The 21,092-nt window shown below is 42.5% G+C and carries 18 protein-coding genes; 4 read left to right on the forward strand and 14 right to left on the reverse strand.

The genetic code is table 11. The features are described 5' to 3' along the window. Positions 1-40: 40 nt before the first annotated feature. On the reverse strand, positions 41-670 hold the full coding sequence (gene rlmE / locus MHO82_RS11865) for a 23S rRNA (uridine(2552)-2'-O)-methyltransferase RlmE (RefSeq protein WP_239184158.1): 630 nt from the start codon (positions 668-670) through the stop codon (positions 41-43). A gap of 111 nt (positions 671-781) precedes the next feature. On the opposite strand from rlmE, the gene yhbY reads away from it, so the two are divergent. After that, positions 782-1,078, forward strand: coding sequence for a ribosome assembly RNA-binding protein YhbY (yhbY, locus tag MHO82_RS11870; protein ID WP_239184159.1), 297 nt, complete (start codon positions 782-784; stop codon positions 1,076-1,078). 72 nt (positions 1,079-1,150) lie between these two features. On the opposite strand, the gene greA is transcribed toward yhbY, so the two are convergent. Then, positions 1,151-1,624: a transcription elongation factor GreA gene (gene greA / locus MHO82_RS11875; RefSeq protein WP_239184160.1), complete on the reverse strand. Its 474-nt coding sequence runs from the start codon at positions 1,622-1,624 to the stop codon at positions 1,151-1,153. Between the two features lie 517 nt (positions 1,625-2,141). Here greA and MHO82_RS11880 point away from each other — a divergent pair. Beyond that, positions 2,142-3,134, forward strand: coding sequence for a porin (locus MHO82_RS11880; protein WP_239184161.1), 993 nt, complete (start codon positions 2,142-2,144; stop codon positions 3,132-3,134). A gap of 113 nt (positions 3,135-3,247) precedes the next feature. Continuing rightward, positions 3,248-4,663, forward strand: coding sequence for a serine-type D-Ala-D-Ala carboxypeptidase (gene dacB / locus MHO82_RS11885; RefSeq protein ID WP_239184162.1), 1,416 nt, complete (start codon positions 3,248-3,250; stop codon positions 4,661-4,663). Here the strand turns inward: dacB and MHO82_RS11890 are convergent. The 10 genes from MHO82_RS11890 to murJ form a co-directional block, all read right to left on the reverse strand. Beyond that, positions 4,638-5,483 carry a magnesium transporter gene (locus tag MHO82_RS11890; RefSeq protein ID WP_239184163.1) on the reverse strand — a complete coding sequence of 282 codons (846 nt, stop codon included), beginning with the start codon at positions 5,481-5,483 and terminating at the stop codon, positions 4,638-4,640. The genes dacB and MHO82_RS11890 overlap by 26 nt on opposite strands. Before the next feature lie 411 nt (positions 5,484-5,894). Then, positions 5,895-9,116, reverse strand: coding sequence for a carbamoyl-phosphate synthase large subunit (gene carB / locus MHO82_RS11895; RefSeq protein ID WP_239184164.1), 3,222 nt, complete (start codon positions 9,114-9,116; stop codon positions 5,895-5,897). Between the two features lie 17 nt (positions 9,117-9,133). Further along, positions 9,134-10,273 (reverse strand): glutamine-hydrolyzing carbamoyl-phosphate synthase small subunit, encoded by a 1,140-nt coding sequence (gene carA, locus MHO82_RS11900; protein ID WP_239184165.1) that lies wholly within the window; start codon positions 10,271-10,273, stop codon positions 9,134-9,136. Between the two features lie 492 nt (positions 10,274-10,765). After that, entirely contained in the window at positions 10,766-11,575 is an 810-nt protein-coding gene (gene dapB / locus MHO82_RS11905) for a 4-hydroxy-tetrahydrodipicolinate reductase (protein WP_239184166.1), read from the reverse strand. Positions 11,576-11,710: 135 nt separating this feature from the next. After that, positions 11,711-12,652 carry a 4-hydroxy-3-methylbut-2-enyl diphosphate reductase gene (gene ispH, locus MHO82_RS11910; protein ID WP_239184167.1) on the reverse strand — a complete coding sequence of 314 codons (942 nt, stop codon included), beginning with the start codon at positions 12,650-12,652 and terminating at the stop codon, positions 11,711-11,713. A gap of 23 nt (positions 12,653-12,675) precedes the next feature. Continuing rightward, a complete protein-coding gene (gene fkpB, locus MHO82_RS11915; protein ID WP_239184168.1) occupies positions 12,676-13,110 on the reverse strand; it encodes an FKBP-type peptidyl-prolyl cis-trans isomerase in 435 nt (144 codons plus the stop codon). A 168-nt stretch (positions 13,111-13,278) separates the two neighbouring features. Next, on the reverse strand, positions 13,279-13,776 hold the full coding sequence (lspA, locus tag MHO82_RS11920) for a signal peptidase II (protein ID WP_239184169.1): 498 nt from the start codon (positions 13,774-13,776) through the stop codon (positions 13,279-13,281). A 20-nt stretch (positions 13,777-13,796) separates the two neighbouring features. Then, complete coding sequence (gene ileS / locus MHO82_RS11925) at positions 13,797-16,628, reverse strand: isoleucine--tRNA ligase (RefSeq protein WP_239184170.1); 2,832 nt, start codon at positions 16,626-16,628, stop codon at positions 13,797-13,799. A gap of 29 nt (positions 16,629-16,657) precedes the next feature. Next, positions 16,658-17,596 carry a bifunctional riboflavin kinase/FAD synthetase gene (ribF, locus tag MHO82_RS11930; RefSeq protein WP_239184171.1) on the reverse strand — a complete coding sequence of 313 codons (939 nt, stop codon included), beginning with the start codon at positions 17,594-17,596 and terminating at the stop codon, positions 16,658-16,660. A 63-nt stretch (positions 17,597-17,659) separates the two neighbouring features. Continuing rightward, positions 17,660-19,219, reverse strand: a complete 1,560-nt coding sequence (gene murJ / locus MHO82_RS11935) for a murein biosynthesis integral membrane protein MurJ (protein WP_343299965.1) — start codon at positions 19,217-19,219, stop codon at positions 17,660-17,662. Positions 19,220-19,426: 207 nt separating this feature from the next. Here murJ and rpsT point away from each other — a divergent pair, with 207 nt between their 5' ends. Beyond that, complete coding sequence (gene rpsT, locus MHO82_RS11940; protein WP_239184173.1) at positions 19,427-19,687, forward strand: 30S ribosomal protein S20; 261 nt, start codon at positions 19,427-19,429, stop codon at positions 19,685-19,687. A 74-nt stretch (positions 19,688-19,761) separates the two neighbouring features. Here the strand turns inward: rpsT and MHO82_RS11945 are convergent, their stop codons facing one another. After that, positions 19,762-20,055, reverse strand: a complete 294-nt coding sequence (locus tag MHO82_RS11945) for a metalloregulator ArsR/SmtB family transcription factor (protein WP_239184174.1) — start codon at positions 20,053-20,055, stop codon at positions 19,762-19,764. Positions 20,056-20,155: 100 nt separating this feature from the next. Beyond that, complete coding sequence (gene nhaR, locus MHO82_RS11950) at positions 20,156-21,046, reverse strand: transcriptional activator NhaR (RefSeq protein ID WP_239184175.1); 891 nt, start codon at positions 21,044-21,046, stop codon at positions 20,156-20,158. Positions 21,047-21,092: the final 46 nt, after the last annotated feature.

Consider the following 21,092-nt stretch of genomic DNA (forward strand, 5'->3'; position numbering starts at 1 on the left):
TGTTAACCCCGCGATAACTAATACGATTAAAAGTAGAGTACTACAGTTTGTATCCTGTAGCTACTATGTAAACTTCTCGAGAACGAGCTCGTGAGGAGTCTGGTTTTCTAATTTTGACCACTTTAAACATCTTCCGCACTTCTTGCAGATATTGCTCAAAACTTTCACCTTGGAAAACTTTAACTACAAAACTGCCATTTGGTACGAGTACTTGTCGACACATATCTAATGCTAGTTCAACAAGATACATTGCTCTAGGTTGGTCTACCGATAAGTTGCCACTCATATTAGGTGCCATATCAGACATGACGACATCAACCATGTCTGGTTGAATACGTTCTAATAAGGCGTCTAAAACAGCTTCTTCTCGGAAATCTCCTTGTAGAAAGCTCACACCTGCAATAGGATCCATTGGTAAAATATCACAAGCAATTATTTGCCCTTCATCACCAACAATTTTAGTTGCATACTGAGACCATCCACCTGGAGCTGCACCAAGGTCAACCACCGTCATCCCTGGTTTGATCAGTTTGTCCTTATTTTGAATCTCTTCAATTTTAAAAATAGCACGAGATCGATAGCCCCTTTTTTGGGCTTCTAGAACATATTTGTCATCAAAATGTTCTTTCAACCAGCGGCCGGAACTTGCCGAATGTTTGTTCTTACTCATGCGTTACCTAATAATTCAAACTGTGAAGACTGAAATGAAAAATAGTCTTCGTGACTAGATGGCGTTAGAATAGAGTGTTTTCAACCCTTATATAGAAAAAATTGGGCAACTATGAATCTAAGCACCAAACAGAAGCAACACCTTAAAGGTCTTGCTCACAATTTAAAACCCGTTGTGTTAATGGGCGCTAACGGCTTAACAGAAGCTGTACTCGCTGAAATCGAAATCGCTCTTAACTACCACGAGTTAATTAAAGTTAAAGTTGCTTCAGAAGATCGCGAAACTAAGCATTTGATTATTGATGCAATTATTCGTGAAACTAAAGCTGAAAAAGTTCAGACTATCGGTAAGACGTTGGTTATGTACCGACCAAGTGAAGACCGTAAAATCGAACTTCCTCGAAAATAAAAAGGCCGCCGTCGCGGCCTTTTTCATTTGAGAAAGAGCAAAAAGTTACACTTTCTAACAATAAAGCCGCGCTTAGATGTACTCTACCGCTTCGATATCAAAATCTTTTTGGCCACCAGGCGTCTGAATAGACACCTCATCGCCTTCCATTTTACCGATCAACCCACGAGCAATAGGTGAATTTACCGAAATTCGGCCAGCTTTAATATCGGCTTCATCATCTGCAACAATTTGGTATTTTACTTCTTCATCAGTATTGATATCGATAAGAGTAACGGTAGTACCAAAAATAATTTTACCCGTGTTCTTCATTGTAGTTACATCAATAACTTGAGCAACTGACAATTTGTATTCAATGTCACGAATTTGAGCTTCGCAGATACCCTGCTCTTCACGAGCGGCATGATATTCTGCATTTTCTTTTAAATCGCCAAGCTCACGAGCTTCACCAATTGCTTTTGAGATCTGTGGGCGACGCTTTAATAATACTTCTAACTCTTCACGTAGCTTCTTCTCGCCACGTACCGTCATTGGAACCTTTTCCATGTATTTTTACCTCATAGCCAAAGTACATTTGCTTTGGTACATAAAACTCAGCTCAAACAAAAATGCTTAAGCTTTAAACAGTGATTTAATGGGATGAGTTCTAGTTTAAACAAAGTTACAGCTCAGGTCACCTACTCTGTTTCGTTCATGAGAGAACACCATTCAATTGTGCATATTCTTATTTTTCAAGCCAATATTCATGATCGACTTCACAAATATAAGGTGTCTATATTTCACAAAAAAACTAAATAAAAATTGTATAAACAACTGAAATGGAACTTTCATAAAACACCGTAACCAACTGTTTAGAAAAGACTAAAGCCTGAAATAAAAAATAAAAAAACGGCATACAAATTAGTTTTTTAGATCGTTTTACTAACTCATTCCCAAGATTGGAAGTAAAAAGTACCCATCGAAACACTGAATACAAGATTAAGTATTTGTTCATCTTTATACGAATTTTGATAACTAAATACTTAATTCCATTATTTCTCCTCCACTCTTAGGATATTGAACAATGAACAAAAAGCTTATTGCTCTAGCAGTTGCAGCAGTTGCGACAACAGGCTCTGTAAATGCAGCAGAAATCTACAATGATGATTCTTCTAGCCTAGCAATTGGCGGTCGTGCTGAAGCTCGTCTTGCAATGAAAGACGGTGATGCAACAGACAACAGCCGTGTGCGTATTAACGTAGAAGGCAAAACAGACATCGGTGAAGGTCTATACGCTATCGGTTTCTACGAAGCTGAATACAATGCCAATGATAACGCTGGTACTAAAAATGATATCGACCACCGTTACACTTACGCTGGTATGGGTGGTAAGTACGGTGAAGTAACTTACGGTAAAAACGACGGTGCTTTAGGTGTGATCACTGATTTCACTGATATCATGGCCTACCACGGTAACAGTGCAGCAATGAAAATCGAAGCTGCTGATCGTGTAGACAACAACCTTACGTACAAAGGTTCGTTTGATAACCTAAGCGTGAAAGCAAACTACCACTTTGCTGACGCGAAACAAACAAACAACGAAACTGTAGAAGGTAACGAGAACAACGCAGGTTACGCTATGTCTGCAATCTACAAGATTGGTGACACTGGCCTAGCACTAGGTGCTGGCTACGCTGATCAAGATAAAGGCACAAACCTTAGCGAAAACGAAATGATGTTCGCGGCTTCTTACACTATGGGTAACCTATACTTTGCTGGTACTTACACTGACGGTGAAGTAGTACAAACTGGCGCAACTAAAGCAGTAGATTACACAGGTTACGAGCTAGCAGCAGCGTACACTATGGGTAAAACAGTATTCAGTTCTACTTACAACAATGCTGAAACAGATAAGAAAGATTCAGCGGACAACTTTGCAGTAGATGCAACGCACTACTTCAATGACAACTTCCGTTCTTACGTTTCTTACAACTTCAACCTGCTAGACGAAGGTAACGGTGTTTCTAAATACGACACTCAGGATGAGCTAGTACTAGGTATGCGTTACGACTTCTAATTTGTCTTAATTGCAACACTGCCTTTAAACGCCCGCCAATCCAGCGGGCGTTTTCTTTTTTATAATGAAATAATGAGTTAGCATAACCGTCACTCTATTGATAGGGATAAGTCATGCGTACCACCATATCACTTGTTGCTGGCCTGTTTTTTATGCTGCCAACTGCTTCAGCATCCATTCCACAAGCACTGTCTTATTTACCGGAAGGCAGCCAAACTGCACTCTACGTACAATCGTTAAGTACCAATGAAACGTATCAAGCCCTTAATGATACAGCCTTAGTGCCACCAGCAAGCACTCAAAAATTAATTACCGCCCTTGCTGCTACCATGGCTTTTCCTTCCAACTTTCGATTTAGTACAACGATAGAGCAACATAAAAATGATCTCACTTTTCGATTCAGCGGTGATCCTTCTTTAATGCACAAAGACATCAAACAACTGATACGAAAAGCAAAAAATTCAGGCCTACGAACTATCGAAGGAAATATTTGGTTGGATGATTCCGCGTTTAACGGCTATGAACGTGCCGTTGGTTGGCCGTGGGATATTTTAGGTGTGTGTTATAGCGCTCCTTCAAGCGCCATTTCATTAAACCAAAACTGCGTGCAAGCAGCATTATATACACAAAAAAATGGCAAGACTCGCGTCAACGTCCCTTCTCATCAATCTATTTTCGTGACAACAAATGTACGAACCGTCAGTAAATCTGAGAAAAAGCAGCAATTTTGTGATTTAGAACTAAGCACAACTCCTTTTAATAACTATCAGCTATCTGGCTGTCTAGTTGAAAGGAACAAGCCTCTGCCTTTGAACTTCGCCATTCAAGACACGTTTTTATACACCCAAGAAGTCATTCGAAAAGAATTGGAAGCACAAGGGGTTAGCTTTAAAGGACAAGTCATAAAGGGCAAACCACAAGCTCAAGGAAAAGTCTTAGCCCAACACCAATCAGCCTCTTTACCTGAGCTGATTGATATCATGCTTAAAGAGTCAGATAACTTAATCGCAGATAACCTAACGAAAGCTTTAGGTAGCTATTACTACCAACAACCTGGTAGCTTTTCAAATGGCACTGCGGCGATTAAAGACATTTTGAAACAAAAAGCCAATATCAACCTATCTAACTCTCGATTGGTTGACGGCTCTGGCCTATCTCGTAATAACCGTATTACAGCAAAGCAGTTAACCGATGTACTAAATTATATCTATAAAAATGATGCTCAATTAAAACTGCTTCGTCACTTACCGACCGCAGGAATGGATGGTACGTTACAGTACCGACGCAGCATGCGTATTGATCCTATAAAAGGAAAGATTACCGCAAAAAGTGGTTCTTTGTATGGCACTTATAATATGGCAGGGTTTGCAACAACCTCAGCAGGTGAACCCCTTCTGTTTGTACAATTAATCTCAAACTACCTCCCAGAGCCTAAAAAAGAAGGAGCCCCAGTGACTCCTCCTGCTATTGAGCTATTTGAAAAACAGTTTTACCAAGATTTACTTAGCTCAAGCCTAAGTAATAATTAACCGTAGAGAAATAAATTAGCATTCCTGATATATCCACTACCGATGCTAACACTGGGCTTACAAGTACTGCCGGGTCCAGTTTTAGCGCCCTTGCAATAATGGGTAAGAGCCCGCCAAGTGTAGTAGACAAAATAACCTGAATCGACAACGCCACTCCAATAGCTAACGCAATACTATTTAGAGCAAAACCGCCAGTACTGGTGTCGCCACTGAAATAAAAAATTCGAATCATCACAACGCAAGAAATTGAAGCCGCTATAAAAAGAGAAACTCGAAACTCTTTCCACATAACATCAAGCCACTGCCGCTTTTTAAGCTCGCCCATCGCTAATGCTCGAATAACAAGAGTGGCTGCTTGAGAGCCCGTATTTCCCCCTGCTGCTGCGATGACTGGCATATAAATGGCTAATAGCACTAACTGAGCTAATGTGTCTTCATAACTGGCAATAATTAGCCCAGAGACAATACCCAGCAAGGCAAGCCCAATGATCCAACCAATACGTTGCTTTACATGAGCTAATACGCTTGTTGTTAAATAATCCTCAGTGGTTTCTACTTCTGAACAAATCAGACCTAACCCATGAGCAAAGTGCCGTTTACGTACCTCCTCTCCCATAGTATCTAACTGGTCTAGTAATGCTTGTACATGATTAATCGAGCACTCACTGAGTACAGCAACCGCTTCATTGATTGGCATCACGACTAAAAGTTCGGCTTGTTTTTGCTCGTTATATTGCAAAAAGGCGTTTCTGGCAGCCAAAATTTCTTGTTGAGCAAACTCATTTTTTTCAATAGGTGTTACGCAGTTCATTACCGCCATGGCGAATCTCCCGATTGGCAAACAGTAAAGACCATCAAAACGACACAACGTCCACACCTACCAATATAAGTAAGCACTAACTTGTTGTCTCATTTACAGTAATTATTTAGGGGGAAAACTTGAAGAAGAGAAGCTCCAACCAGACACGGTCAGAGGGAAGTACACCAATACCGCTATCTGTTTAATTTTCCACCCTGCATACTAGGGGGATGGTCGGTATTGTTCATTAAAGTCTCCAAATGTTGTCGCAATAGCGCGACGGCGAAATCATACTCTTTTATAAAAAACATGCAATTATCACGGGCTACAAGTTTCTAAAAAAACATAAAAAAGCCCGTAACAAAGTCACGGGCTATTAGAGTTATGATGTAAACCTTTTTCAGCCTACTTGTATATCGAAAAGTAATTCAGTTACTTAGTGATACGTGAATGTAACTCTTGTACTGAAGTTACTGTACCGCGATCATCTGCAGTGTGAGCCATACACGTCGCAAACGCCGCATTCAGCGTTGTGGTGTAGTTCACTTTCTCTGCTAGTGCACCACGGCGAAGTACTTTAGAGTCTTCAATCGCTTGGCGGCCTTCTGCCGTATTGACAATATAGCTGTACTCATTGTTCTTGATACGGTCAAGAATATGTGGACGACCTTCATGAACCTTGTTTACTAAACGTGGGTTAATACCCGCTTCACCAAGAATCACCGCAGTACCATGAGTCGCATCCAGTTGGTAACCTAACTTCACTAACTTAGACGCTAAATCCACTACACGTTGCTTGTCGTTGTTACGTACCGATAGAAGCGCGCGGCCACCATCTTCGTACTCTTTACCACAACCAAGCTCAGCTTTTGCAAATGCTTCAGCAAACGTATCCCCCACACCCATAACTTCACCAGTAGAACGCATTTCTGGGCCTAACAGTGGGTCTACACCTGGGAACTTGTTAAATGGCAGAACCACTTCTTTCACTGAGTAATATGGCGGAATGATTTCTTTTGTGAAACCTTGAGATTCAAGCGACTGGCCAGCCATAACGCGTGCGGCAATCTTAGCCACTGGCGCACCCGTTGCTTTAGACACGAAAGGAACCGTACGGGCAGCACGAGGGTTAACTTCAATTAAGTAAACTTCGTTGTCTTTAACCGCAAATTGCGTGTTCATCAAACCACGAACACCCAGCTCAAAGGCTAGCTTCTCAACTTGCTCTCGCATTACGTCTTGAATTTCTTTGCTTAGCGTATAAGCAGGCAGAGAACATGCGGAGTCACCAGAGTGCACACCAGCTTGCTCAATGTGCTCCATAATGCCCGCGATAACCACACGCTCACCATCACAAATCGCATCAATATCCACTTCTACCGCATCATCTAAGAAACGGTCAAGCAGGACTGGGGATTCGTTAGAAACGCTTACTGCTTCGTTGAAGTAACGACGTAAGTCACCTTCATCGTAAACAATTTCCATGGCACGCCCACCCAGAACATACGACGGACGTACAACCAATGGGAAACCAATTTCTTTTGATTTCTCAACTGCTTGTTCCATTGTTGTTACTGTCGCATTTTCAGGCTGCTTTAAGCCTAAACGCTCAACGGCAGCTTGGAAGCGTTCACGGTCTTCAGCACGGTCAATAGCATCAGGGCTAGTACCAATGATTGGTACACCAGCCGCTTCTAATGCACGAGCTAGCTTAAGTGGCGTTTGACCACCGTATTGAACGATAACACCTTTTGGCTTCTCTACACGTGCAATGGCTAATACATCTTCAAGAGTAACGGGTTCGAAATACAAACGGTCAGAGGTATCGTAGTCTGTTGAAACCGTTTCTGGGTTACAGTTCACCATGATGGTTTCGTAACCGTCTTCACGCAGTGCCAAAGAGGCATGTACACAACAGTAATCGAACTCAATACCTTGGCCAATACGGTTAGGACCACCGCCCAATACCATAATTTTATCTTTATCCGTTGGCTGCGCTTCACACTCTTCATCGTAAGATGAGTACATGTACGCGGTATCTGATGAGAACTCAGCAGCACAAGTATCTACGCGCTTGTAAACGGGGTGAATGTCATTTTGATCACGCAGCTTACGAATTTCGCTTTCTGCTACGCCTAACAGTTTCGCTAAACGAGCATCGGCAAAACCTTTACGCTTCAGTTTACGCAAAATCGTTTTATTCAGACCTGCAAAACCATTTTCTTTCACTTGTTCTTCTAGTTTCACGATTTCTTCAATCTGAACTAGGAACCAGCGATCCACATTCGTTAGGTTAAACACGCCATCTACAGATAAGCCCGCACGGAAAGCGTCTGCAATGTACCAAATACGCTCAGCACCAGGCTCTTTCAGTTCATGACGGATCTTGCTCATTGCATCTGGTTCATCCAGATCAACCATTTCGTCAAAACCAGTAGCGCCAACTTCTAGGCCACGTAGTGCTTTATGCAATGATTCTTGTTGGTTACGACCAATGGCCATCACCTCACCAACTGACTTCATTTGAGTCGTTAGGCGGTCATTCGCACCAGCAAATTTTTCGAAGTTAAAACGAGGGATCTTAGTTACAACATAATCGATTGTTGGCTCAAATGACGCTGGTGTTGCACCACCTGTGATGTCATTCATCAACTCATCAAGAGTGAAACCAATCGCTAATTTTGCTGCGATTTTTGCAATCGGGAAGCCTGTCGCTTTTGATGCTAGTGCAGAAGAACGAGATACACGTGGGTTCATCTCGATGATAACCATACGGCCATCTTTCGGATTGATACCAAACTGTACGTTTGAACCACCTGTTTCCACACCGATTTCACGAAGAACCGCCAAAGAAGCATTACGCATTAATTGGTATTCTTTATCAGTTAATGTCTGCGCTGGTGCGACTGTGATGGAGTCCCCCGTATGGACACCCATTGCATCGAAGTTTTCGATAGCACATACGATGATGCAGTTATCGTTTTTATCACGAACCACTTCCATCTCGTACTCTTTCCAACCGATTAGTGATTCATCAATCAGAAGTTCATTTGTTGGGGAAAGATCCAAACCACGAGAACAAATTTCTTCGAACTCTTCTTTGTTATACGCGATACCACCACCAGTACCACCCATCGTAAATGAAGGACGAATAATACAAGGGAAGCCAACCATATCGAGAACTTTGTAAGCTTCTTCCATGCTCTTCGCGGTATCGGCACGAGGACACTCTAAACCGATAGATTTCATTGCTTTATCGAAACGAGAACGGTCTTCTGCTTTATCAATTGCGTCAGCCGTTGCACCAATCATTTCAACATTAAATTCTTCTAGAACACCGTGTTTCTCTAAATCTAGAGCACAGTTCAATGCCGTCTGGCCACCCATGGTAGGCAGAACCGCATCTGGACGTTCTTTAGCGATGATGTTACGTACAACCTCCCAATGAATTGGCTCGATGTATGTCGCATCTGCCATTTCTGGATCGGTCATGATAGTGGCAGGGTTAGAGTTAACTAAGATAACTCGGTAACCTTCTTCACGAAGTGCTTTACACGCTTGTGCGCCAGAGTAGTCGAACTCACATGCCTGACCGATCACAATCGGGCCAGCACCTAGAATTAGAACACTTTTAATGTCATTACGTTTTGGCATTTTCTTACTACTCCGAATTAAGCGCTGTGTTGCTTGATTAGTTCGATAAAGTGGTCAAACAATGGTGCTGCATCGTGTGGACCTGGGCTTGCTTCTGGGTGACCTTGGAAGCTGAATGCTGGCTTGTCAGTGCGGTGAATACCTTGTAAAGAACCATCAAACAAAGACTTATGAGTCGCTCGTAAGTTCTCTGGTAATGTAGCTTCGTCCGCAGCGAAACCGTGGTTTTGAGATGTGATCATCACAACATCACGATCTAAATCCTTAACCGGGTGGTTAGCTCCGTGGTGACCAAACTTCATTTTTACTGTTTGTGCGCCACTTGCTAGAGCAAGGATTTGGTGACCAAGACAGATACCAAAAATTGGTAAGCCTTTTTCTAAAAACACTTTTGTCGCTTCAATCGCATACGTACATGGTTCTGGGTCACCTGGGCCATTTGATAAGAATACGCCATCAGGATTTAGTGCCAGAACCTCTTCTGCTGAAGTTTGTGCCGGAACAACCGTTAAACGACAGCCACGATCAACCAACATACGTAAGATATTGCGTTTTGCACCAAAGTCATACGCAACAACATGGTATGGAAGTTCGCTGTCATCTTTTGCCTCTGGTAAACCGCCAGTCAACGTCCACGAACCTTGTTTCCACTGATACGTTTCAGCGGTCGTCACTTCTTTTGCTAGGTCCATCCCTTTCAGGCCAGGGAACTCTTTCGCTTTCGCCAGTGCTAACGCTTCATCTAAGTTATCGCCCGCAATGATGCAACCGTTCTGCGCACCTTTTTCACGTAGGAGACGAGTCAGCTTACGCGTATCGATTTCTGCGATACCAACGATATTTTGGGATTTAAGATAATCAGAAAGGGAGAGTTGGTTACGGAAGTTAGAAGCTAGAAGGGGAAGGTCGCGAATGATAAGACCTTGAGCATGGATTGAAGAGGATTCTTCGTCTTCGGAATTGGTTCCGGTATTGCCAATATGGGGATAAGTGAGTGTAACGATCTGCTGAGAATAGGAAGGGTCAGTAAGGATTTCTTGATACCCCGTCATAGAGGTATTAAAAACAACTTCACCAACGGCTAAACCATCCGCCCCAATGGACTCACCGTGGAACACTGTCCCATCTTCTAGGACTAACAGTGCTAATTTACTCAAGACAACCTCCAAAACAAATAAGAATGCAGTTAAAGTGTATAAAGTTGCAAACACTCATTCCATACAAAGTCACAAACCCAGTCAAGCTGAATTTTGACAAATTGGCGGCATTCTATTGATGTCCTCAAAAACTGTCAATATCTTTCCAATAAAAAAATTTATTTTTAAGCAGTTCAGGTTGAAAGTGGTTAAAATCCCTTAAAAAAACAATAAAACTAATTTTTTCACCCTTAAAAATGAAAATTTCTTGCCATAGATAGCAAAAACAAAACAAAAATTACAGAACGGCGATCTCTAAGGTTCCGCAATCGTTAATCTATAACCAAAAGGCACTAATAACTAACAACAGAGAGAAAAAACCACCACAAACGACAAAATAAGAAAGAAAAATCACAAGAAACAGCGAGAAATTGAAAGGAAAAAGATAAGATAAAAATAGAAGGAATTTATGCACCACAATAGCTGCAGTGCATAAATAGTTATATTTTGTTTTTACAGTTCATCAAGCCCCAATACATCCTGCATTGTATAGAAGCCCGGTTTTTGTGTTGATAACCAACCTGCTGCTCGTACCGCTCCATTAGCAAACGTCATACGATCTGTTGCTTTATGTGTGATTTCCACTCGCTCACCAATATCAGCAAACATAGCTGTATGCTCACCAACAATGTCACCTGCACGAATCGTAGCAAAACCGATCTCATCACGACTGCGCTCACCAGTGATCCCTTCACGAGCATAAACAGCAACATCATCAAGCTTATTCCCCATTGCACCAGCAATAGCTTCACCCATTCCAATGGCTGTACCAGATGGTGCATCCACCTTATGACGATGGTGAGCTTCTACAATTTCCACATCGCAATAATCGCCCATCACTTTTGCTGCTTTCTCCAGCAATTTAAACACTAGGTTAACACCAACACTGTAGTTTGGAGCCATGATGATCGAAATGTCTTTCGCTGCCTCATCAATTTGTTGCTTCTCAGACTCTGTAAAACCAGTCGTACCAATCACTAACTGCTTGTTGTACTCACGGCACAGTTCAATATTTACCAACGTACACACTGGAGCGGTAAAATCGATTATGACATCAAAATCATCCGCGACTTTGGATAAATCGTCCACTAGAGTGACATTTAAACGACCAACGCCAGCTAACTCACCAGCATCAGTGCCAATGAGACTTGACTCTGAACGCTCACTTGCGGCTCCTAATACGACCGACTCTGAATTATTAACAGCTTGAATTAGGTTGCGGCCCATTCGGCCTGCTGCGCCTGCTATAGCAATACGTACCATTGCGTCCCTTCTCCTATTGCGGGGTTACTTAATATCTTCACTGTATCGGTTTGATTATAAAAGCCAAGCCTTTAAAAGAGTAAATACAAAAAAACCTCAGCATTGGCCGAGGTTTTTGTATAAATCAATCTAAGGCTAAATATTTTTTACTTGCAGCTCTCGCGGTACTTCAAAGAACATGTTTTCTTCTCGCCCTTCAAGCTCTTCAACAGACGCCCCACCAATCACTTTAATACGATTGACAATTTGATCCACCAACTCTTCAGGAGCAGAGGCACCTGCCGTTACCCCAACAACAGACACGCCATCAAACCAAGATTCTTGAATATCTTCCGGGCAATCAATTAAGTAGCCTGGTGTTCCTAACTTTTCAGACAATTCTTTTAGTCGCTTAGAGTTCGATGAGTTCTGGGATCCGACAACAACCATGGCATCCGCTTGCGAGGCAAGATCACGAATAGCATCTTGACGATTCTGAGTCGCATAACAGATGTCATCTTTACGCGGTCCTTGGATCTCAGGGAAAACCTCACGCAATTTCGCAATCACATCGGCGGTCTCATCCACAGACAACGTGGTTTGACTCACGTAGTGAAAGTTAGTTGGATCTTTTACTGTCAGGTTATGTACATCTTCTGGTTTTTCTACCAAGTACATTCCACCGACATCACTCGCGTATTGGCCCATGGTGCCTTCAACTTCTGGGTGACCAGCATGACCAATAAGAACCACTTCCATATTCTTACGGCTCGCACGTGCTACTTCCATGTGAACTTTAGTCACGAGCGGGCAAGTTGCATCAAATACCGTTAGTTTTCGTGCCTTTGCTTCATTACGCACAGCTTGAGATACACCATGAGCAGAAAAGATAACTATATTATCATCTGGCACTTCATGGATCTCTTCGACAAAAATAGCCCCGCGCTCTTTTAAACCTTCTACTACAAAGCGGTTATGCACGACTTCATGACGAACATAAATAGGCGGCTGATACATTTCTAGGGCTCGCTCTACAATGCTTATCGCACGATCAACCCCAGCACAAAAGCCACGAGGATTAGCTAACAATATTTTCATTTCGACTTGCTCTTAATTAGCGTTTAGTTTGTTATAGAAACAATTTCAACTTCGAAGACTACATCTTGACCTGCAAGAGGATGGTTAAAGTCTACTGTTACTGAATCACCAGCAATATCAGTGATAATCCCTGGAATATCGACACCATCTGGGCCTGCAAACGCCATAATGGTGCCAACCTCTGCAGCAGCATCGCCCACAAATTTACTTTTATCCATATGGTGGATATTGTCTGGATTTGATAAACCAAAAGCATCAGCCGCTTCCAGCTCAATACTTTCTTTTGTGCCTGCTTTTAGCCCGAGTAAACACTTTTCAAAATTATCACTTAAGCTGCCGTCGCCCATTGTAAACTTGGCAGGCTTGCCTGAATTAAGTGTGGAATCCGCTACCGAACCATCTTGCAACTTAATGGTAAAGTGCATAATAACTTCACTACTCTTATCGATCACAGACATGTTTCTATCCTTGTTTTTATTTTAATGTAGGTATGCGTTCTACCAATACAACCAATCTTGCTGGAAACTTGGTTTTGGTATTTTCTCTCTCATTAGCACTTATAAATGAAAGCGCCGCCCGAATCAACGGACAGCGCTTAAGGGTATTACGCTCATCTGTAATTTAAGTTACTTTTGCTTATCTTTATCTGATCTAAAGCCGTCAAGAATAATCAAAGCCGCACCAATACATATGGCGGAATCTGCTAAATTAAATGCAGGCCAATGGTAAGTGCCCCAAAAGAAATCTAAATAATCGACAACAAAACCATGCACAATGCGATCAAAAACATTGCCAACAGCTCCACCAATAATCAGAGCATAAGCAATGTTATTAAGCTTATCAGCCGCCGATGACTTACGCATCCAGAACATTAATAAGCCACACACCACAAATGCAATACCGGTAAAGAACCAACGCTGCCAACCACCAGCGTCACTTAAGAAACTAAAAGCGGCACCATAGTTATGAACATACAACAGGTTGAAAAATGGCAGAACCTCAATGCGATTTTGCCAGCCATAACCCATGTTATCCATCACAACTAATTTGATTGCGATGTCAGCAATAAAGACCAGTACCGCTAGCCAAAGCCAGCGGATACCTGATTCTTTAATGGAAGGCATCTGTGTTAAAGCACCTGCCATTAAGCAAACTGACGGGTTTCACCGTCACCTTCAACATTAGACACACAACGGCCACAGATTTCTTCATGACCTTCGATAGTACCGACGTCTGCCACATGGTGCCAACAACGATCACATTTCGCTGCATCAGACGCTTTCACGGTAACAAACAAGCCTTCCACATCGGTTTCTTGTGCGTCAGCTGGTTTTGCTTCTACCACAACAACTTCAGCTTTTGATGTTAACAATACAAAACGCAGTTCATCTTCAAGACTGTTTAGCTTAGCCGCTAACTCAGCATTCGCGTGAATAGTCACCTCAGCTTGTAATGCACCACCGATAACTTTATCGTTACGAGCCGCTTCAAGAAGTTTGTTTACTGCACCACGAACTTGCTGGATCTCAGCCCAGAATTCATCATTCAGTGTTTCTTCACCAGCAAGACCAAACAGCCCGTCGAACCACTCACCTGTAAATACAAACTTATCGCGCTCACCTGGCATTTCATTCCAGATTTCATCCGCAGTGAACGACATGATCGGAGCCATCCAGCGAACCAAAGCTTCAACAATGTAGTACAGTGCCGTTTGACAGCTACGTTGTGCGTGACCACCTTGTTTTGCAGTATATTGGCGATCTTTAATCACATCTAAGTAGAAAGAGCCCATCTCTACAGAGCAGAAGTGCATCAAACGCTGCGTTACTTCATGTAGGTTGTAAGCATCGTACGACTTAATGATCTCTTCTTGTGCCGCTAATGCACGACCAACAGCCCAACGATCCAGTGCCACCATGTCTTCGGGAGCCACTAAATCTGTAGCTGGGTTAAAGCCACTTAAGTTAGCTAGGAAGAAACGAGCTGTATTACGAATACGACGGTACGCATCAGCAGAACGCTTCAGGATTTCATCAGATACCGCAACTTCATTTGTGTAATCGGTTGATGCAACCCATAGGCGAAGAATATCAGCACCCAGTTTGTTTGTTACGTCTTTTGGTGCAACAACATTACCTACTGATTTCGACATTTTACGGCCTTGACCATCAACAACGAAACCGTGTGTTAATACTTGCTTGTATGGCGCTTCATCTTTCATCGCCACTGATGAAATCAAAGATGATTGGAACCAACCGCGGTGTTGGTCTGAACCTTCAAGGTAAAGATCCGCAGAGTTACCATTGTACTCTTCACGACTATCAACTACTGAGTGGTGCGTTACACCAGAGTCGAACCACACGTCTAAAGTATCAAGTACTTTTTCATAATGAGCTGCGTCTTCTTCACCCATTAATTCAGCAGGATCCACATCCCACCATGCTTGAATGCCTTTTTCTTCAACCAACTTAGCAACTTTTTCAATTAACTCGCTGCTGTTTGGGTGAAGTTCTTGTGTTTCTTTATGTACAAATAAAGCGATTGGTACGCCCCAAGTACGCTGACGAGAAATACACCACTCTGGACGACCTTCAACCATACCTTCAATACGGCTTTGGCCCCATTCAGGCATCCACTCAACACTCTTAATTTCTTCTAATGCTTTAGCACGCAGGCCAGCTTTATCCATAGAGATAAACCACTGTGGTGTCGCACGGAAGATAATTGGTGTTTTGTGTCTCCAACAATGTGGGTAACTGTGCTCGTAAGCGTGGTGGTGAAGTAATGCACCATGCTCTTTTAGCGTTTCTACAACCGCATCATTCGCTTTAAATACGTGCTGACCCGCAAATAGTTCAGTATCAGGCAAATAAACACCGTTACTGCCTACTGGGTTAGCCACTTCCAATTTGTACTTTTGACCAACCGCGAAATCTTCTTGACCATGACCAGGGGCTGTATGTACACAACCTGTACCAGATTCAGTGGTTACGTGATCACCAAGAATTACTGGCACATCAAAGCTGTAGAATGGGTGATTAAAACGTGAAAGTTCTAGATCAGCACCTTTACAGAAACCAAGGTTGTGGAAGTGCTCGATACCAGCACGATCCATCACATCTTTTGCAAGCTCAGAAGCAACGATCAAGCGCTGAGGATTGTCTCCTTCAACTTGAACAAGTGCGTACTCAAGATCATCACGCACAGCAACGGCACGGTTAGCAGGAAGTGTCCATGGCGTTGTTGTCCAAATAACAATGGAAACATCACCTTGGCCTTGGTGATCTTCGGTACAGTTAAATTTAGCAACTACAGCGTCTTCATCCGCCGCTTTAAATTTCACGTCAATAGATGGTGAAACTTTATCTTGGTATTCAACTTCAGCTTCAGCAAGTGCAGAACCACAGTCTGTACACCAGTGAACAGGTTTGAAACCTTTAAGTAAATGGCCTTTATCTGCAATTTTACCTAAAGAACGGATAATGTTTGCTTCTGTATCAAAGTCCATTGTGCGGTAAGGCTTATCCCACTCACCCAACACACCTAGACGAATGAAGCTTTCTTTTTGACCTTCCACTTGACCCGCAGCGTACTCACGGCATTTTTCGCGGAACTCAGCAGGCGTTAATTTACGACCCGGTTTGCCCCACTTTTTTTCTACCATTAATTCAATTGGCAGACCGTGACAGTCCCAACCAGGAATATAAGGAGAATCGAAACCAGATAGAGTCTTTGACTTAATAATAATGTCTTTAAGAATCTTATTTAGCGCGTGACCAATGTGAATATCACCGTTGGCATATGGAGGGCCATCGTGTAATACGAAAGATTTTTTACCTTTCTTAGCTTTGCGGATTTCACCGTAAAGATCTTCATCGTACCAACGCTTAAGCATCTCAGGCTCACGTTTAGCCAGGTTGCCGCGCATCGGAAACCCTGTTTCAGGTAAATTCAGGGTATCTTTATAGTCAGTCATTGATTCTTAATTCCGTTACTTGGGCGAAGTTAGACATTATTTGCACCAGACAGCCACACCCGAGCCGCCTGTGCATCAAATTCAATTTGATTTTTCAGAGCGTCAAAAGAGTCAAATTTCTTCTCATCACGCAATTTATGCAGAAGTTCAACATCAAGTTGCTGACCATATAAGTCACCTTGATAATCAAATAGATGAACTTCTAACTGCTGACGCACGCCATTTACTGTGGGACGATTGCCAATGTTTGCCACTCCTCCTACTGGAGCTTCTTTTAGCCCTTTAACTTGAACAACGTATACTCCAGAAACGGGAGAAACTCGTCGTTTCAACGGGATATTTGCTGTCGGGAAACCGATGGTTCGCCCGAGCTTTTGTCCATGAGACACTCGGCCACTGACACTATAAGTGCGGCCCAGCATAGAAGCGGCGTAATTTAAATTATCTTCTGCTAATGCTTGGCGAATGGCAGTACTGCTCACACGAGATTCCGAAACACAAAAACTTTGTGTACTCACCACCTCAAAGCCCGCTTTCAAGCCAGCTTCTTGTAGCATAGCAAAACTACCCTTTCGGCCACGACCAAAGCAGAAATCATCACCCACTACCAGAAACTTAACACCCAAACGCTCAACCAACAAGCGATGAACAAAGTCCTCTGCCGTTAAATGAGCAAATTCAGCATTAAAGTTAACGCACAATAAGCGATCTAGTCCTAAGCGGCTTAACTGCACGTATTTATCTCTGAAACGAGTTAAACGAGCAGGCGCTTTTTCTCCAGCAAACAACTCCAAAGGTTGTGGCTCAAATGTCATCACAACTGATGGCAACCCTAATTGCGCTGCTTTTTCGGTAACCTGTTGTAATACTTCCTGATGCCCTAAATGAACACCGTCAAAATTACCAATAGTTAACACACAACCACGGTGGGCTGAGTTGAGATTATGAATACCTCGGATTAATTCCATTTTGCTTTTCACTGGTAGTGGAGACAAAAAACCGACAAATTATATACTACTCGTCGCCTGTGGTCAGCCTTCTGTACGAAGATGGCGTAATCTAACCCCTAAAATGAGCAGTGTGATTAAATATACACCAGCCCCTAACGCAATTAAGCCCGTCAAAGTCGATACTCGCTCCATTAATGACCAGTCGAGCCATATTGCCATTTCAGGCAAAATCCAATAGACCACAGCACTCATACTAATTCCTGCTAATACCAACTTAACAACAAACATCAACGTCTGAGCCGACACACGATATACCTCAGCTAAATGTAAACCTCGGTATAATAATGTAGCATTGACCAAAGCCGATAATGCAGTGGCAATAGCTAGACCGACATAACCGTAAAAATACGCAAAGATCGCATTAAAAACCATATTCGACGCCATAGCAATAATGCCATAACGAACCGGAGTTTTTGTATCTTGACGAGCATAGTAACCAGGAGCCAGAACCTTAATTAACATAAAGTTCAGCAAACCAGAAGCGTACGCTAACAAAGACATTGAGGCTTTTGATACATCATCAGGGCTAAACTCACCCCGCATGAACAACACCATCAGCATAGGTTTTGCCAACAGCATTAACCCTAGCATGGCTGGCAAACCAAGTAATAACACCATACGCACGCCCCAATCCATAGTTTGTGAAAATCCTTGGCTATGCGCGTCAACATGTTTTCTAGATAAGGCAGGAAGAATGACCGTTGCAATGGCAATACCAAATAGCCCTAAAGGGAACTCCAGTAAGCGATCCGAATAATACAGCCAACTAATTGAGCCTGTAGCTAAAAAACTAGCAATAAAGGTATCAAACAATAAATTAATCTGACTAACCGACACCCCAAATAAAGCAGGGATCATTAAAGTGCGAATTTTAACAACCCCTGGGTCACTCCAACCCCACTGTGGCTTAACAAAAACACGCTCTTTAATAAGGAAGGGAATTTGGAATAAAAACTGAATTAATCCCCCTAGAAACACACCGATCGCTAAGCCAATTTCAGGCTGAGCCAAATTAGGAGAAATAAATACTGCCGCACCTATAATGGCCACATTCAAAAAAACTGGCGTAAAAGAAGAAACGGCAAAGCGGCCTAGTGTGTTTAAAATGGCCCCAGACAGCGCAACAAAGGTAATAAACCACAAATAAGGAAACGTAATCTTCAACATTACACTGGCCAGAACGAACTTCTCACTGTTAGGTCCGTCATTTAACCAATCAATAAACCAGCCAGCGCCAAATAGCGCTGTCACGACACCAGATCCTAAAACTCCTAGTAACGTAACAATCGACACAATCACGCCCAATGTCCCTGAGGCCTTAGCAATCAGCTGTCGAGTTTTGTCCATATCACCAGAGGCGTGATATTCCGTTAATACAGGCACAAAAGCTTGAGCAAATGCCCCTTCAGCAAAAAGACGGCGCAAGAAATTAGGGATTTTATTCGCGAAGAAAAAAACATCGGCCGCAGCCCCAGCTCCCATTAAGTTTGCAACCACAACATCTCTTGCTAAACCTAGGACACGAGAGACTAAAGTCATGATACTGACTATCATGCCTGACCGTAAAAGACGATTACTCACAAAAAACCTCATAAAAGATGAACACTAAAGGTTACTAACGCAAAAAATACTGGTAGAATGCACGCCATCTTAACCGTGTTGATCCGTTATCACCAAGATTTGTTTGGTGGCGGCGGTATTTTGCACAAATCATTTGACTTTTAGGGTGGAAAGAGGCATATTCCTCGGCCTTAAATTGTCACTGACCGAATTTTGGGAGTTAGACCCTTGGCAAATAGTAAATCTGCTAAGAAGCGTGCTATCCAAGCTGAGAAACGTCGCCAGCACAACGCTAGCCGTCGCTCAATGATGCGCACTTACATGAAAAAAACTATCGCTGCAATCGAAGCTGGCGATAAAGAAGCTGCAACTGCTGCTCTAGCTGTAGTTACACCTATCCTAGACCGTATGGCAACTAAAGGCCTTATTCATAAGAATAAAGCTGCGCGTCATAAGTCTCGCTTCACTACTGCAATCAAAGCGCTTTAATTTAGCACTGAGATAAAAGTAGAAAAAACCGGCTCAGGCCGGTTTTTTTATATCTACATTTCAGCAAACGGCGTCTATTTACAATACAAATCATGAAGTAACTGGATCATTGCTTTCACTTCATCACTTTTTAATGAGTAATAAACCGTCTGAGCTTCTTTCCGTGTTTCAACCAAGCCATCACGGCGTAGCCAAGCTAAATGTTGAGACAAAGCTGATTGACTCAACTCTAACTTTTCACTCATCAAGCCAACCGACATTTCACCATCTAATAGGTAACATAAAATAAATAGCCTGCGTTCGTTCGCCATGGCCTTTAGCAACACTACTGCTGGGGCAGCATTTTGCTTCATTTGTTGTAAATCCATAAAGACAGCCTTTAGTTCAGATTATTCTAATTTACTTAATGTTAACGTGAAATTAGGGAATTGTCTCGACGATTCATCTCCTTATGTCATAAATGTTACGCTAACCATCGAATAATGCACTAAAATCAGCCTCACACAGGCTCTTAACAGATGGATGTTGAATCATGCGCTCTGCAAAAATCACATAATACTCTTCTTTTAAATCCGTCACTCTTCCTACAGGATGTAAAGGGCGATCTTCACTGGCTTGTTTTAAATACAAAGAAGGGGCAACAAAAATAGCGTCGTGATAACGACCAAATGCTTTCATTAATGCCGCATCATCAAACTCCCCTAAAATATTTGGCTGAACGCCTTGCTGATCAAACCATTGCATTAACTTACGCCCCATCGAAGTGCGGCTGCCTGGTACAAGCAATTTCTTTTGTTCTAAAATAGCAGGAAAAGATTGAGGATCTACAGAGTGAGAGCAAAAGAAGCTCATTCGGGATTCACCTAGCTTTTTACTAAATAAACCTGGGCTTTGTGCAGAATCAACCGGGCAATCCGACAAGATCATATCTAACTTATGCTGTGATAGACGTTCTAACAACAATTCGTGAGTTGATTCAAAGCAGCGTAAGTGGATGCTGTTATCATCAGGAACAGCTTTAAGCAAAATTTTACTGACCAAGCGTTTTGATAAGGCGTCTGCCACACCAACATCTAATAATACATTGGCACGCTGGCTATAATTAACAATATCAAGCATTTCATAGCTTAAACCAAACATACGATCGGCGTATTTATACACTAGCTGGCCAAGTTCCGTCGGCTCAATATTTCGACCATTACGCTTTGTTAATTTGCCATCAAGGCGCTCTTCTAAGGCCTTTATTTGACCAGTAACAGTTTGTGGGGTCAGGAATAAAGCATCTGCCGCTTTGGTTACTGATCCTTGTTTGCAAACCATCCAAAAGTAATAAAGGTGGTTATAGTTAAGATGAGACATGACTACCCAATACAAAAAAGCTCCAACCCCTAAGCTTACGCTAGAT

It is taken from the genome of Vibrio sp. Of7-15 (assembly GCF_022347565.1).
GTDB lineage: Bacteria > Pseudomonadota > Gammaproteobacteria > Enterobacterales > Vibrionaceae > NORP241.